Genomic DNA, 15,414 nt, shown 5'->3' on the forward strand with positions numbered 1-15,414 from the left:
TCGAAACCAGAGCCCGGCAGCACAGCGACCACCGGGAGCGAGCAGCCCGGAATGGTCGGTCGCGAGTGATGCAGAGGGAGGGAAGGCGAGCGGGGCGTGCCGTAACCACACACCAGTCGAGGGACAACTACAGCATCTCCACCTTCAGCTCAGCCTGGCGGGCTTCGAAAGGGCGAGGTCGACTCGGTCGTCCCCCGCCGACGTCTCCGCGAGCGGAGCGAGCGGAGGCCAGCGAGAGCCACGGCTCTCGCTCGGCAAGCACCGCAACGACCGAGCGTAGCGAGGGAGTGAGGCGCGCAGCGAGGCGCGGGATGCCGAGCAGCCGAGGGCTTTCGGCGGTAGTGTACTCCTCTCTCCTCAACGACGTCGTCTCCCTCACAACCACCCCTCCGTCACGATCTTCCCCTCATTCTACGTTCCTCTTCGTCCTCCCCTCCTCGAGCGTCACCTCCACGCTAACCCCACTCTGCCCTACGCAATCCGAGCAATTCACACGTCTATCCCCACTCCCGCAACATCGTCTTCGTCTCTCTCCCAACGTACCAATGTACTACCATCCCGCGTGTACTGCCTTCTCGAGTGCCCCGTTCACTACCGACATCGATCCCGTCGATCGTCCACGCCGCCTCCTCTATCAGAATCGTCCACTGTCCAACACTCGGGCTACCGTCGAGGCGAATATTCTGCTTTTGCGGTGACCAAACGTTCTTTCTCTGGTATGGTGGTCGAGCTACAAACTCTTCTGAGTAGTCGCTGAATTCCGTTATCCGGAACTCGCTGGAGATGAAATTGTATTTGGTCTTCGGATCGAAACTTAGCATACGTGACCTGTCTCATTATACTAATAAATAACTGATAGTTCTGAAATTCGTAGAATGGTGTGGAATTAGCTGTTGAGTGGTTACCAGACCTGTTTTCCCTGTGTTCTTCGGGTCCCCTGATAGCTCGGCGCGGAAAACTGATAGTGTGCTTGGGCAGGGTCTTGTGGGTTCAGCCACCTATATTAGTTAATTAGTGGACTTATTGGAATAGCTTTATGTTATCCCGGTAGAAGGGTGGTATATATGTCGGACGAGTCGGGGTCGCTTGAGGAGAGTATCGTAGACAAATTTTTAGACAATCTGGAGTCGTCCGATGAAATCTCGGAACAAGTGTCAGCTGTTATTTCTGGGGCTTCTGAGGAAGATGATTTCGGAGGTCGGGACCAAGTCGCGAAACAAGTTCTGGAGGCGGTGAGTGAAGATGAAGATTGAGGAACTCAAGATCAACAACTTCCGAGGAATCACTGAACTCGAGAAACGGCCGGAAGGTAAGAATATTGGGTTAGTTGGGCCGAACGGCTCTGGGAAAAGCTCCGTAATGGATGCCATCGACTTCCTCTTAACCGGAACCGTACAAAGAATGACCGGCGAGGGCACAAGCGATCTCTCAATCGAGGATCACGGGCCTCACGTTGACAGCGAGCCTGAAGATTCCTGGGTGGAAATCACGTTTGCGGATGAGACCGAGCAGATCACACTAAAGCGTACAGTCGAGGACAACTCGCTGGAGTATGATGGCGAAGTCCCAGATTCACTTGAATTGCTTATCGATTCTGCAAAGAGAGGACAGCATCTGTTGTCCCGAAGTGAGATTCTCAACTTTATTGTAGCGCGGAAACAATCCCGTTCAGAGCAACTCCGTACACTCCTTAAACTAACCAGTATCAAGGAAAAGCGTTTAGAGCTCCAAGGTGCCGCGGACCAACTGGATACTGAGGCCGACCGGAAAGAGAGGGAATACAACAGCAACCGACAACGCCTTTTCACCCTCTTTGAGGAGGAGGCGAAGTCGTTAGAGGAAGTACAGCAGAAGGTCAACGAACTAAGAGAAGAACTGGACGGTGAGCCTTTAGATGAGCTTCATCCGGATACTGCATTTCGGAACGAGTTGGAGTCACCCACCGAACGGGCAAGTGCCAGCCCTATCCAGTCGAAGCAAACCAAGGAACTCCTAGCTAAAATATACGAATGGTTCGAAAACGATGCCGAAGAGTTCATAGAACTGGAGGATGATCTAAGGAAGAAAGCTGAGGTAATAAGGTCTGACGAGGAGGCGCTACGTGATTTGGATGTTTTAGAGTTAATCCGGGATGGCAGACAGTTCCTTGACGAGGATGCGGACTGTTGTCCGCTCTGCTTAACGAATTGGGATGCAGAAGAACTCGAAGAACTTCTGGAAGAAAGAGAAGAAAAAGCAGCCAAAGCCAACAAGAAACTGGAGGAGCTTGATAACATTCGACAGAAGCTCCTCCCTCTACTCACGGAAATCCGGACCGCAGTAAATTCCCTCAGCAACGTCTTAGGACCGCATGATAACTTCGGTACAGACGATCTCGAAGACTTCCTTGCGGATCTAGAAGAATATGAGAACCAATTGGAAGGCAGTATCGTCGATGAGTTACCTTATGAGGAGTCTACAAGAGAAGAACGGGAACAAGTACTGAGGCCTGAAAGTACTATTGAGTACGTTTCCGAACTGAAGAGTCGTGCCGAGGACCTTCCTGATCTCGATGCACTTCAGAATGTATGGGACGTACTAAATTCTGCCTACGAAAACTACCAAGATATAGTGCGGCTGGAGACCGTGTCGGAAGAGTACCGGGAGACAGCCGATCAGATGACCGAAGTACAGAAAGAGTTCATCAATGCGCGTGACAGCGTCCTAAATGAGACTTACGAGGCTATCTCAGAGCAGTTTGAAGAATACTACAAGACGATACATGGAGAAGAGGAAGAGTTCTCACCTGAAATAAGTCCGACTGAAACCGGGCTCGACATCCAAGTCGGTTTCCACGGAAGGGGAAAACATCCGCCTCACGCACTCCACAGCGAAGGCCACCAAGACAGCATGGGCCTCTGCCTCTATTTGGCCCTCTGCGATTACTTGGAAGGCGGAAATCTTCCTCTCATAATGCTTGATGACGTCGTTATGTCTGTAGACGCGGAACATAGACGGCCTCTCGCAAACCTGCTGGAGAAAGAAATCTCTTCAGACTTCCAGATCTTGATGACCACCCACGACGAACTCTGGTACCGTCACCTGAAAACCGTCGGCGTGCTTTCCCGGAGTAGCACAATCAAGTTCTCCAGTTGGTCTCTCGATGATGGACCACAGATAATCGGCCGATCTGGCGATGAATGGGACCGTATTGAAGAACTCATGGACGAGGGTGACGTCCAGGCCGCTGCTTCTCGTCTCAGGCATACAGCAGAGTGGTTCCTCCGCGAAACCTGCCATCAACTGGGTGCGCGTGTAAGGTTTAAATCGGATTCACGTTGGACATTAGGCGACTTCTCCGATCCCGCCATGTCTCGGTTTAAAGAGCTTCTCAAACAATCGAAACGGGCAGGAAACTCATGGGGAAACGATATCTCGGATATTAACGGACTTGACGATAAGCGAAGTGATGTCTACACAGGGTTCCACGATGAGATGGGGGCAGTCAATCCGAACGTACACTTCAACGCAGACGAGTGGGCGACCTTCACCATCGCAGAACTCCAACCTGCCGTAGATGCATTCAAAGAACTCTACGATCTGTTCTGGTGCAGCAACTGTAACTCCTGCCTATCCGTAGTCGAGGAAGGTCACAAAGAAGTCGCACTCAAGTGTTCTTGTGGAGGCAAAGCACATTGGACTTTAGAAGAAAATAGAGATTCAACGTAGTTAGGCCTTAATAGAAAATTCCAATTTTATATGTGACAATACAAATACTTTTTATAAACACTGGAGGTATATTTCTCTTGGAAATCCAAACGAAGGATGGAGACCAATGGAAGCGCAGAGAGACCACCACAGAGCCGTTAATACAGTTGACTCTTCGTCAAATTCAGTCTATCGGGAAAAGCGGAAATGGTTATTAGTAAGTGAAGGAAAAATAGTCCTCTTGTGATGACTGAAACACCTCCACTAAACGGTGAAGAAGAACCGTTTACTCAATCTTCTTTCGAACTTACGGAGGAACCGATCGGGAGGTATACTACACTGAAGGGTGTCATAGAACGGTTCGCGTACCAGTTGCGTTGACCCCGACGAGTGTTACGTACAGTCAATGCATTACGTACAGTCAATGCACTTAGTGATTGTCAGTACCATTTCTCCCTTTATGCTGAACGATTTCACCGTCAATTGTGGCCGACACGCGCTGTATGTTTAACACGGCTCTGTCAACATCACCGATAGCTGATGGAAGCACCAGCGATCAATAAGCCCACCTACATACCAGCTGATTCACTGGAGTATGGAGTGAAACCAATCTTTGAGAAGAACCTCTGACACCCTGCACTGGGGGAAAGCCCGGCAGCACAGCGAACTCGAAGAGAGCGAGCGAGCAGCCCGGAACCTGGAGGAAGGCGGGTGATCGTGGGAGGGCGGTGCTGTTCGAGGCGGTCCGCCCGTCGTCCCTCCCTCCAGACTCACCTACCTCACTCACCACTCTCATCCATTCCTCCTCAAATCGCACCGATCCCCTACCTTCTGTACGGCTTCCGGATCCAGGACTTCATCGAACTGCCCCATGCTCGCAGCTGTACTCGGATCGCTCGCCGCAGATCCTGCCGTAGCACCGCCACTTCCGTATAGTACGATCGCGCACTCCTCGGTAATTCATGGAACCGTTCCTGACACTTGAGACACGTGTACTCGAACTCTGCCCGGACGTTGTTCTGGTGCCCCTCGAGCGTGCCCTCCTCGTTATAGTGGAACTCCTCATACACGAGCTTCTTCGAGACGAATTTCCGACCATCACACCGCGGGCACTGGTTCATCATCAGCGGCTCGTCCGATCCCTGCCTCGAGACAGTACCCGATCTCATCGATGCTGCCCTGGCCGGTTCACCCTCACTATCCTCGGCTGAACTCTCGGCTTCGTCCACTGTGGTATCAGCTTGGTCTGCCTCCGATTCGTCTTCCTCGCCTGGCGCTGCTCCTTCTCGAACCCAGTCGTCGAATTCCTCGCTCAGGATCTGGTCGTCGTCCTCTGCCTCTTCCGTCTGGTGTTGATCTGTCCAGCTCATATCCCGACTCACCCCTCTCAGGTGGGCGAACAACACTGCCATCGCGATCGCCTAGCCTGACGTCCTCCTAGCTGCTCTTCACTCACCACCCTCCTCGAGTACCACCTCACCGTCGACGTCCTCGCCCACGGCCACATTCCTCCTCTCGAGGAGAGCAACCCACCCTCCGTCACCACCCCTTCCAGGTCCGCTCTATCCTTATCCTCGAGTGCTCTTCCAAACTCCCGTCACGGCCTGGCTCCTAACCTATACGTTCCTCCCACTCTCACCCCTCCTCAGCTTCATCTCCAGTCCCTTGATCCAGTCCTCTACCCCACCCCTCTCCACTCCGACCACACTCTACCCTGTTCTCCGTCCTTCACTCCATTCTCCAGACCTCCCTCTCTTTTCTCCCTCTCGCCTCGAGCACCATCCTCTCTCTACTTCTCCCACCCCTCTTCTTTCTCTATTGGTCCCTCACATTCGGCTTTCTTCTCAACTTTCTCTCACATCTATTACCTCGTCTCACACCCCGTCCCCTCCCACCTCTCTACCGCTCTCCACTCTCCCACTGATCGTGTTCTAAAAATGCTTCTCACTCCTCTCTCATTCCCCTTCCGACCACCTCCTTGTACTGCCTCACACTCCACCCGTCCCCACACTCAACTCAATCCCTCCATTCTCGAGTCCGCACACTCCTCCAGACCGTACCTCAAGTTTCTGATGGATACACCTTCCCTTGCCCTCTGAACTCTCCATGTCTCACTACCCGTCGCACACACCTCTGTTTCTGCACAAACCCCCATTCCTTTGGACGAAAAATCGTCATTCACGGCCGGTCTTACGGCCTTACGTCTATTTAAAACCCCGTCGCGCATATCTAAGGTCGTTATTGTGTGCGCGACGAGTTCGGGTTTCGGAGCTGAAATCAAGAACGTGCGCGACGGAAGGGTGAAACCGCCGATATTGGGATGATCGGTGTGTTATGTTTAATGAAAGTAATAATCAGACAGTCAATTTTGGAGAAGAGTTCCGTACGTAAAACCCGTCAATTAGGGTTTTCAGCAGTTTCAGCCCTCAGATCGTGCGCGACGGGATGTGTCCATCTTATATGTGATTAGAATTAATATATATCATGTTACCCATATATGTCGGGGCAGTGGCACAGAATCCTGATTTTAAATCCGTCATATGATGGTGGAATAATACCCATGTAGATGGGGGTTTTTCTTCAAAAAATGTTTGCTCTAAGAGTGTGAGAAAAAGTCGTCAGTCTGCTCGAGTTGGTCGTACATGTCGTCGGGGAATGGGAGGCTGCCATAGATTGAGTAGGGACACTGCTCTTTGCCGATACAGTACCGTTGCATATCGTCATTATTACAATTCATCGGCAGGGGCGTGTCCCCTTCGGGGCCAATGCCACGATCGCCCCGTCGGGCTTCGTACTTGATCTGGTAGGCAGAGATCTCTGGATCAAACCATGGCCACCGGCTGAACAGATCTTTGAGTTCATCAGTGATCGCGTCAATGGGTTTCTCGCGGTACTGCGGAAGCCACATTACCATCCGAACAAGGTTGAAGAGGTCTTTTCGAACTGGTTTCTCCTCTTGGAGCCGCTCGTCAAGTGCTGCCAGACAAGGCAGTTCAAACAGGTCTTCGAGTTCCGTAATCTCGAGTGGGCGTGATCCACCACCCGAGTGGCCAATCCGATACGTGTTGACGCGATCACTCCGATCGATCGTCACCGCCCGGTGCGACTCAGAATTAACAAGCGTTTTGGCGACGCTACGGTGGTTGGACAGTTGCCCCAACTGAGCTTTCTCACCCTCGTTCTCTGGGTCGTATGCCTCGAGCGCGTCGGACAACTCCTGAGCAGTATGAAACTCGCCGATCTGAGTCTGGGGTGACGCTCGCACCGCATTTTGGAGCAGTCGGACGATCTGCTCGCCCCGGTCCCAATTTTTCCACACCTTCTCGTACTGACCGATCTCGAGGGCGTAGTCAGTCCGCTCGGTGATCGCCGTCTCATGCTCTCGAAGCCACTTGCGTTGTGGTTCACCGAGTTCCTGGTCTTGGACTGCCTGTAACCGGCCAAAACACCGCTTTGCGTACGATCGATAGGTGTCATGGAGGTGGTCGAGCGGAACGTAGAGATGGTTGTTCTTGACCTGCGTTCGAATCTCGCCCGTCTCATCGCTACTTGCCGCTTCGGTGGATGCTCGCGCGAGACACTTTCGAGAGGCAGCCGCCATTGGGATTTCTACGTAGAGACCGGACTCATTTTCGGCAGTCTCCTCCTCGTCGAATTCGGGCACCGGTTTGACGCCCGTACAAACGCGACCCGGGTGGGGACCATCCTGACTGGGGCCTTTCGCGTAGAGGACCTCAGCAATATCCTGATACAGAGTCGGATCGTCGTACTCATGCACAAGTGCGAGGAGATTGGTCGCGAACAGCTTGCGGATGTTATGAAGGACTTGATTCTGCCGAGACGGCGTGTCTTCGAAGCGAGGTTGTTCGCTCACGCAAACTGTACTGAGAGTAGCCAGCAAAACGAGCGTGGCGGGCTCGTCGACGAACGGGTACTCGAGCGGGCGGTTACGCTGGGAGCTCTTGAACACAGCAGTCCCGAACCGTTCGATATCCGAAAGCAGCGTCTCTCGGTCTGGCGTATTCTCGACGACATAGCGGTCGTACCCGCGGGTGAACAGTCGAACGATCTCGTTATCGGTGTAGTTGGTTGGGATCGCTGCAGCGAGGTAGGCGTCTCGGTCAGTCTCTCGTGGGTCAATCATGTGTGAGTTCACTCTCGGTTTCAAGGAACTGTGGTCGGGCTTCCGTTTGCGGATCGAACGCTGGGCTCTCGATCGGCTGGACGACACGGCAGACGTCTGCGTGCAACGAGTAGGGCACTCGAAGGAGACGACTCCGGTCAGCGGTCACAACGGGATCGATCGGAATCTCGAAGCGCTCGAGCAAGAGGTCGTTCAGCACTTCTCGGCTTTTCTCATCGTACCCGTATTCAAGATCGTCGTCGAGAAGGTAGACGTGGACGCCTTGACCGGAATAGACGACCATCGTCTCCTCGGCAACAAACACATCCATGAAGATATCGCGCGTTTTGAAGCCGTACTCGATTGCACGGTTGATGTCCTCGAATGAGTAGGGATACCCCGTTGGATCGGCGTCACGAATCTCGGACTCGGCGAGCAACGCATCGTCACGACTCGTATCTGTTGATTGGATCACGAGGTCAGTCTCATCAAGTTCGCGTTCAGCGCGTGCTGTCGCGATGTCTTTCGCATCGATATCAACCGCAAGAACCCACGGTCGGTCCCAGTTGTCTAACCCGTAGTAGACGCCATCCGAAATCGGATCACTCTTCTCGAGCAAATCGGGATCAGCCAACGCGTACTCACTTCCCTGGAACGGGTCGTACCGTGCGGGAGATTGGATGAACGAGACGAGTTCCTCGAAATCGCTGAAGTTCTGTGCAATCGGCTCGCCACCAGAATCGGTACGCCACGTCGGCCGTCGAATGAAGTCGCGATCGGGGCGCTCCGCTTTGCGGATGGGATGGCGTTCGCGGAAGCTGATTCCGAACTCTTTCGGTGCCGTTGGTGTGATGAACGGCGGCAACTGGTCTACGTACTTGGGGAACTCCTCGGTGTAGAACGCATAGACCTCGTCGCGAGTTGCCTGTCGCCAACTCATGAGGAGCCTCCTGTCACCTTTTCGTCCAGTTTTCGAAGAGTTTGAACCGTTGTCATCCCATCAGATTCAAACGACTCGACTCGCTCCTGGATCTGTGCAAGTGAGCGCCCATCCCGCCCACTCACGGTGCCGGGAAGCCGTCCTGCATCGGCAAGCATCTTCACAGTTCCTCGACCATCATCACGGGACGGAAACACCCACACTGCATCCGCGTCGACAGCAGCCATCTTGTCATAATCACTCACCACTGCCTCTGCGTTGTTTGAGGCCATCTCAACCTCTCCAACCCATACGAGTTCGTCATCAGCATCGACTGCCGCGACATCGAAAATCGTTTCAGGAGTGTGCTGATAATATCGGTAGACCTGTTCAACTACCTCGAACTCGGTGAGCCAGTCCCAGAGGAGTTCTACCCCGACTTTGTGCGGTGTCTTTTCACCGAGATCACCGACGCCTTCCTCAGCAGTCAGTGTCTCGTCTAAGAGCTCTCGTCCAGCTGGAAGAACCGTATAGTATGTGTGACGGTTCACCGTCTCCTTCTCGAGGAGCCCCTGTTCAAGGAGAACCTGCGTATCAAGTCCGTCAAGGTCCTCTTGCAACTCACCCATTCCCTCCAAGAGCGTATACCCCGGACGGTCACGGTTCATCGCGTCGAGGACGCGTTTGAGGAAGATCGCATCGTCTTGCGAGAGCCCCCGCCGCCGGAGTTCATCGTCCGAGACTGGGCACTCCTCTTCGTCCGTGGCCGGATCGAAGAAGGCGGCTCCATTTGCAACGCCAACCGGATCATCATCGGTGGTCTCCGCGTCACTGCTGTCGTGACCGATCTCGCTTACGTCTGTGTCAGCTGTGAGATCGCGATCGTCTCGATCATCGTGCTGATCGTCGGCCCCATCGTCAAGGCTAGTCTTCTCGAGCGGCTGCTGGCCGTCTGCGTCCTCACTCTTTTCGTCGAACTCTACCATCTTTTCACTCTCGTCCTCATCCAACGCCGGCGACGCGCCAGCCCGCCGATCTGTGTCGCTCCAATTCGACCACTCCATCGCGTCCTCGTGGGACGGTACGTACAACCCGTACTCCTCCTCAGTCCGCTCGAGTACTTCCGGCAGAAGCTCTTCGTCGAACTGTTGCTGTTCGGCCGCCGTCAACGGCTCGTCGCTTTCTGGGTGCCCGCTTATGATCGGGGGCGAGTGCAAGGTCAACGGCGCTGGCCGATCCTCACCGAATCCAGGGGAGACGAGTTTCGTGAACCACTCGCCCGCTGCCATCCGGTTGTTCCGGTTCCGGACATCCTCCACAGACAACTCGTCGTGCGTGAACGTCTTCGCGAACCGATCCTTCATCGAGATATCACCAATCAGTTTCGTATGCACCTCCGTCAGCAGTTCCTCGTATGCACCGGTCCCATTGTGGTACTTCTTGACCTGCTCGGGGTACTGCATGATGAACCCGAGACTCAGTCCCGACGATCGTCCCTGGGGGAGCAGTTGATCGGCGACCAGTTCAGTCGCGACGAACGGTGCAGCCTCTTCCATGATGACGTTGACCACGTTCTCAGGGTTCGTCCGCCGCCGTCGTTGGATCGAGTGCCACAGATCACTCAGCATGACTGTGGTGAACCCACGCTGGGCGTCGAGCGTGAGATCGCCGAGGTCGAACAGAATCGTGACATCTTCATCGAGGAACTCACTGAAGTCGAAGTGGGTCTCCTGCTGGTGGAAGCCGTAGAGATCGTCTCCGGTGGATTCGGCTTCGCGACCGGGTTTGTGTCGAAGCATCCAGTGAAGGTGGCGATCCTCTTTCAGTTTGTTCAGCCGGTTCATCACCGCTCCCATCGTCGTGTCGAACTGGTTTTCGTCCTTGGCAAACTGCGCGGCGAGTGAATCGTGGATGTCGGCATTGATCTCCGAAACCTCCGGCAGCTCCTGATGATGGTGCATTCGCGTCGCGGCCTCGACAAGATCATCCAACCCGAAGACGTCGTCACCGTGTTTCGGATCGAACAACGCTTGGATCAGGAACGTCAGAATTTCGTTCGCCACGAACGCCTGCTCGTACTTCTCCGCTCCCATGATCATCCGCATCAGCTCATGGAAGTGATCGACTTTCTCCTTGACTGCCGTCTCCCGATCGTTCCCCTCGAGCGCTGATCGAATATCGAAGAACGAGATGGCTGGCAGTGTTCCTGGCTCCCGGAAGTAGTACACGTCGTCGAGATTCCCGAATCTCTTGTAGTGGGCCATCAGGTAGTTCTTACACATGTTGTCACCTTTCGGGTCGAAGAGGACGTTCGGCCCTGGTGTCGTCTCGGCGAGCGAGCGCAACATGTGATACGTAACTTGGCTTTTCCCGCTCCCAGTCGCGCCACAGAGCAACCAGTGGCGCGACTGACGGTTTGGTGGTAACCGAAGCGGGCCCTCGACAGCACTGTTGGCGTCCTGACCGAGGACCATCCCCGTGGTATACTGACGGCGTTGGGCGGTGTCCAACCCAGGAAGGGTCGTGCGGCTTTCGGGATTCGCATGGGTCTCTTTGACCGCCTCGTCGGTGAGATGCTCGGTACTGGGGACGATGACCATGTTGCAGAGTTCGGCGGGATCGAGATGGAGGTCGGGTTCGGAGCGGCTCACCCGCCCACCAGCGACGACCTCACCCTCGAGAAACCGATTGAAACAGCGTCGTGAGCGCTTGCGCCGACTGCGCTCAAGTACTCCTTTCTCGTGGAGGGTTTCGCTCTCGAGTTTATAGTAGTCACCAGCAAGCGGATCGAACACGGTACTCAGGTTCCGGAGGTCGTGTTCGATTTCGGATGTATCGCTCAGAGACAAGTTCGTAGGGACAGTCACCGCCCGCAGGTTGGTCGTGAACGTATGTCCCCAGTCTTCGTTTTTGATCTCGTCGATGCGCTCAGATCGAGATTCACTGAGTGACTCTGACCGCGATGAGGACGACTCACTATTCTTTGGACCGCGTAGAAGCTCTTCAAGGGCTATGGCGGCTTCACCCCACAGCGTCTCGCGTCCCTGTTCGATTTCGTCGATGTGGTATTCACCCTCTTTCGTCAGATCGGGCTCGCCTTCGAACGCGGCCTGGAAGACGATCGGGTGATCCGTGCTTGCAAAATGATCGATCAGCACGGTCAGCGGCGCGTGTGAGCTCGCCTTCGACCGATCGTCCTCACCCATCTGCCCATCGAACTTCTTGATCGCCGCCATTGGATCTCCACTGCCGGTCCACCGCAACCCATACGGTTCAACTTCATCCGGATGTGGCCGAGCGAGTACTCCCTCACCGGTATCGACTGGCGTCTCGAGGGAGAACGTGAGCGACCCTGGATCGCGGTTTTCTGCGTTCTCTTTCGCACGGAGTGCATCAAGGTCAACACTCGGGAGTTGCGTGCCGAGTGGGAGATTGGAATCGGACTCCTCCGTACTGGTGCTCTCGTCGGCAGTGTCCTCTGTAGTGATCCGCTCACCCATGGCCGTTGCTCCTCCGTCAGCAACGGTCGGGTTGGAACCCTGGACACGAACGAGCGCCTCGACTTCAGCCAGTGTACACTGGAGTGTCCCGTTCTCGAGAGCGGTCTCGAACTCGTCGTAGGAGTACTGCTGTGGAGTGATGAGCTTCTCCGCAAAGTCAACAGTCACACGTTCGATTTCCACGGAGTCGGGGTAGGCCGAGTTGAGCCGATCGTAGAGCGTGGACAGGTGTTGCTCGCAGGTGTAGTAGAATTCGATCGGAGAGTCCGTCCCGTCGCTGTAGATTACAAACTCGAACGTGAGCGGATCGGGATCCGAAAGCGGGTTGAGCTGTTGCCACCACGACAGTCCACCTCGTCGGACGTCGTGCAAGGGACGGATCTGGTTGATGACTTCCCGTGGCGCTCGTTCGCCCGTCGATGGAACGACTCGGATGTACTCTTGTTTACGCTCAAGTGGCGAGGCAGCGGAGGCTTCGAGTTCGAGAACGGTCTCGTGAAGCTCTGTTGGGTCCTCGATCGCCCAGCACTGGATTTCGGGCGACGTGTGGTCGAACGTACTGAACGTGACGGTGCCATACGACAACAGCTGGCCGATGGGGGACTGCTGAAAAGTAGTGTCGACGACACGGTCGAGCGGGAGTTTCGTGAATCCATCGCCACGAATTCCCCGCGTGCGGACGTAGAGTTTCTCCGACGTGAGGACGTACGTCGTGCGAAGCGCCCGAACAATCGGACGCACACCGATCGCGACGCCTACCAGGCCAATCAGAATGGGGACAGCACTCAGCCACCAGAGTGGAATCTCGGCAGTGATGAGTGCTGTCTCGAGCGTGTAGGGCTCGAGTCCGACGAGCGACGGTCCTGTTGTAACCCCGGCGATGCTTTCGGTCGCAAGAGCGAGCGCGACCGCCACGAAGCCGAGTGCGACCAAATACGTCCGAAATCCGCCTCGAAACAGTGGTGTGCCGGTCCACTGCACGTCCAGGTCGGAGACCTGCTTCACTTGCTCGTCCTCTGCAACGATCCACTCGAGCGACTCAGCGTCGCTGTTGGGGGTACTCTCGGTTTTCTCAGTCGTCTGCATCGGTTGTCACCTCCGTGCTCGAAGAAGCGTCACCACTCGCGGTCTCCGGTTCACACATCGTGCTGGCAGCATCAGCCCACTCATCAAGCAGCGTGAGCGGGATCGACGTCTCCTCTGAAAGAGACTTAATATCTGCCACAGCGAGCTCGCCAACCGTCTCGACACCTGCGTCGGCGAGATATCCTGCGTACGTCTCGCCGACTCCAGTGATCGTGGAGAGATCGTCACCTCGATCTTCTGCCGCTTCAGCACGCGAATCCTCCGCTCCCTTCTCATGCGGTTCCTCCGCTCCCTCATCTGCAGCTGCTGTCGCTCCTTGACTGGCCTCAACAGTCTCACTAACGTCTCTTTCGTGATATTCGGTCTCCACATCGGCTCGCTCCCGATCGGCGTGCTCGACGACCGCCTCATCGGTCTCGAGCTCAGGCTCCTTGTCGATCTCATCCAGATCCACCTCCTCGAGCACCGACTCCGGAATCTCGTACTCATCGAGTCGGCTCTCTGCAGCAAGGAATCCGGCGTCGTCGGCGTCGATATACCGGTTCTCGGCGAGATACTCCCACGGATCGAGGTCATCGTCGAGGACGCTGACTTCGTAGTCGTTCACGTGGAGTGCGAGTGGTTTCGACCACTCATTGACTTCGAGCAGAAACTCCGAGTAGCCCCCGTCTTCGCCAGTCTGGGCCGTCGTCAGGAACGTTTGCTCCGAGGGGGTGAGGTCGTGGAAGTCGATCATCTCGTTGCTGACCGACTCGTGGTGGAAGATTTGCCTGATATCACAAAGATTGTACACGTTGCGCGCTTTCTCGGCGGCCTCCTTGGTCTGGTCGTCCGATTGGGCGACGAACTCATCGACAGTCTGGGAGATGAGTGTGATTGCTGTGTTGAAGTGGCGACTGTGCCGGATGAACAGATCGATCATGTCTGTCGTCGCTGCCCGCCGCAACAGGTAGTGCGCCTCGTCGATCGTCACCTGGGTCCGGCGGTCGTGATCGCTGGCCGCTCGCTGGTAGATCCAGTCGAACATCACGTGCATGAACAGTGGTGCCTGCCCCGTGTCAGAGAACATCGACATGTCAATGACGACCAGACGATTGTCGAGTTCAACGTTCGTCCGGCCGGTCAGATTGTCGTTCTCGCCGCCTTTCTGGAACGCCTCGAGACCAAGCAACAATTGGTAAGCGTACTGCTCGTCGCCATCCCGAAACCGCGTCTCGAGCTGGTCAATCTCGGGCCAGACCCGCTCGTCGTTCGCATCCTCGTGCAGTTCCAGGAAGTCCGATGGTAGGCCACCGTCTGCGATTTCTGAGAGGATATCAAGGAGGTCCTTGATCGTCGGGCTCGTGTTCTCGTGGGTCGCCGTCTCTTCTGTGATGCCGTACTGGAGGTAGGCGAGTCGGACCGCTCGCCGCAGGATCCCCTCCTGCTCCTTGCTCAACGACTGCTCGGCCACCGCCGAGAAATGGATGCGAAACAGCTCCATCACCGAGCGCAATTTCTTCTTAAACGGATCGTCCACAGTGTCGTCGATACCGCGCTGGATCTCAAGCGGATTGACTGTGTTGTCGCCGCCGAAGCGGATCACTTGCCCACCAAGATCGTTCGCGAAGTCGACGAAGTCTGCAAGCGGATCGAGAACCAACATCTCGATTTCGGGATCCATCATCAACCGATGGTACATCTCGTGTTTCTCAGCAAACGTCTTTCCGGAGCCCATTGTGCCCGCAATCGCTTTCGAGTACGAGGAGAGCTCGTATCTGTCGAGGATAACAGGCGTGTTCGTTGCGTCAAACCCATAGAAGATTCCCTCGGGATCGGTGATCACCGGCTCGATGAACGGAAACATCGTGCCGATGGCGGTTTCCTGCATCAACTGGGTCGACTTGATCGGATCGTCACCGAGCGGGCCGAGTGCGTCCTGTGATTCGACCTGGCGCTTCTCGAGGGGGACTGCTTCCGCGTTCGCGGTACTGAGCGAATCGACGACGCGTTCGGTTGCTTCGTTGAGTTCCTGTTCGGTGTCGGCGACCACCTCGATGTAGATCGCGAAGTCGAACAGTTTCGTCTCCCCGAGGATGATATCCCAGATCAACTCCTGG

8 protein-coding genes are annotated in these 15,414 nt (G+C 55.3%); 2 read left to right on the plus strand and 6 right to left on the minus strand.

Translation table 11 applies throughout. The features are described 5' to 3' along the window. Nucleotides 1–497: 497 nt before the first annotated feature. Nucleotides 498–821, minus strand: coding sequence for a hypothetical protein (locus PGX04_RS03355; protein ID WP_273737216.1), 324 nt, complete (start codon nucleotides 819–821; stop codon nucleotides 498–500). A gap of 243 nt (nucleotides 822–1,064) precedes the next feature. Here PGX04_RS03355 and PGX04_RS03360 point away from each other — a divergent pair, with 243 nt between their 5' ends. Both PGX04_RS03360 and PGX04_RS03365 read left to right on the plus strand, forming a co-directional pair. Next, on the plus strand, nucleotides 1,065–1,253 hold the full coding sequence (locus tag PGX04_RS03360) for a hypothetical protein (RefSeq protein WP_273737217.1): 189 nt from the start codon (nucleotides 1,065–1,067) through the stop codon (nucleotides 1,251–1,253). After that, nucleotides 1,243–3,708: an AAA family ATPase gene (locus tag PGX04_RS03365; RefSeq protein WP_273737218.1), complete on the plus strand. Its 2,466-nt coding sequence runs from the start codon at nucleotides 1,243–1,245 to the stop codon at nucleotides 3,706–3,708. Before PGX04_RS03360 ends, PGX04_RS03365 begins: the two co-directional genes overlap by 11 nt. Nucleotides 3,709–4,511: 803 nt before the next feature. Here PGX04_RS03365 and PGX04_RS03370 read toward each other — a convergent pair. The 5 genes from PGX04_RS03370 to PGX04_RS03390 form a co-directional block, all read right to left on the minus strand. Further along, entirely contained in the window at nucleotides 4,512–5,057 is a 546-nt protein-coding gene (locus tag PGX04_RS03370) for a hypothetical protein (protein WP_273737219.1), read from the minus strand. A 1,226-nt stretch (nucleotides 5,058–6,283) separates the two neighbouring features. Then, nucleotides 6,284–7,831, minus strand: a complete 1,548-nt coding sequence (locus tag PGX04_RS03375; RefSeq protein WP_273737220.1) for a primase-associated protein — start codon at nucleotides 7,829–7,831, stop codon at nucleotides 6,284–6,286. Beyond that, complete coding sequence (locus PGX04_RS03380) at nucleotides 7,824–8,750, minus strand: bifunctional DNA primase/polymerase (protein ID WP_273737221.1); 927 nt, start codon at nucleotides 8,748–8,750, stop codon at nucleotides 7,824–7,826. The genes PGX04_RS03375 and PGX04_RS03380 overlap by 8 nt, the downstream gene beginning before the upstream one ends. After that, nucleotides 8,747–13,315: a PH domain-containing protein gene (locus tag PGX04_RS03385; protein ID WP_273737222.1), complete on the minus strand. Its 4,569-nt coding sequence runs from the start codon at nucleotides 13,313–13,315 to the stop codon at nucleotides 8,747–8,749. Before PGX04_RS03385 ends, PGX04_RS03380 begins: the two co-directional genes overlap by 4 nt. After that, the coding region (locus tag PGX04_RS03390) for a helicase HerA domain-containing protein (RefSeq protein ID WP_273737223.1) at nucleotides 13,302–15,414 on the minus strand (2,113 nt) is incomplete at its 5' end. The genes PGX04_RS03385 and PGX04_RS03390, both read right to left, overlap by 14 nt.

Source organism: Natrinema soli (assembly GCF_028618695.1).

Excerpts from the sequence above, each read along its gene's own strand:
- PGX04_RS03355 (WP_273737216.1), bottom strand. The coding sequence starts at position 821 with ATGCTAAGTTTCGATCCGAAGACCAAATACAATTTCATCTCCAGCGAG.
- PGX04_RS03375 (WP_273737220.1), bottom strand. The coding sequence starts at position 7,831 with ATGATTGACCCACGAGAGACTGACCGAGACGCCTACCTCGCTGCAGCG.
- PGX04_RS03370 (WP_273737219.1), bottom strand. The coding sequence starts at position 5,057 with ATGAGCTGGACAGATCAACACCAGACGGAAGAGGCAGAGGACGACGAC.
- PGX04_RS03360 (WP_273737217.1), top strand. The coding sequence starts at position 1,065 with ATGTCGGACGAGTCGGGGTCGCTTGAGGAGAGTATCGTAGACAAATTT.
- PGX04_RS03365 (WP_273737218.1), top strand. The coding sequence starts at position 1,243 with ATGAAGATTGAGGAACTCAAGATCAACAACTTCCGAGGAATCACTGAA.
- PGX04_RS03385 (WP_273737222.1), bottom strand. The coding sequence starts at position 13,315 with ATGCAGACGACTGAGAAAACCGAGAGTACCCCCAACAGCGACGCTGAG.
- PGX04_RS03380 (WP_273737221.1), bottom strand. The coding sequence starts at position 8,750 with ATGAGTTGGCGACAGGCAACTCGCGACGAGGTCTATGCGTTCTACACC.